This window comes from Xanthobacter autotrophicus ATCC 700552 (assembly GCF_043194565.1).
Taxonomy (GTDB): domain Bacteria; phylum Pseudomonadota; class Alphaproteobacteria; order Rhizobiales; family Xanthobacteraceae; genus Xanthobacter; species Xanthobacter autotrophicus_F.
Map to the genome: position 1 here is coordinate 1 of NZ_JBAFVS010000080.1, position 536 is coordinate 536.

Consider the following 536-nt stretch of genomic DNA (forward strand, 5'->3'; position numbering starts at 1 on the left):
CCGGTGGACCTGCCGTTCCTGATGCCCATCGAGGACGTGTTCTCGATCTCCGGCCGCGGCACGGTGGTGACCGGCCGCGTGGAGCGCGGCATCATCAAGGTGGGCGAGGAAGTTGAAATCGTGGGCATCCGCCCGACGCAGAAGACCACGGTCACCGGCGTCGAGATGTTCCGCAAGCTTCTGGACCAGGGCCAGGCCGGCGACAACGTGGGCATCCTGGTGCGCGGCACCAAGCGTGAGGACGTGGAGCGCGGCCAGGTGGTGTGCAAGCCGGGTACGGTGAAGCCGCACACCAAGTTCAAGGCCGAGGCCTACATCCTGACCAAGGAAGAGGGCGGGCGTCATACCCCGTTCTTCACCAACTACCGCCCGCAGTTCTACTTCCGCACCACGGACGTGACCGGCGTGTGCACGCTGCCGGAAGGCACCGAGATGGTGATGCCGGGCGATAACGTGTCCATGGACGTGGCGCTGATCGTTCCCATCGCCATGGAAGAAAAGCTGCGCTTCGCCATCCGCGAGGGTGGCCGCACGGT

Annotated in this window: 1 protein-coding gene; it reads left to right on the forward strand. The window is 65.5% G+C overall.

All coding sequences use genetic code 11. The features are described from left to right. On the forward strand, positions 1 to 536 hold a 536-nt coding region (locus V5F48_RS24990), incomplete at both ends, for an EF-Tu C-terminal domain-related protein (RefSeq protein WP_394260648.1).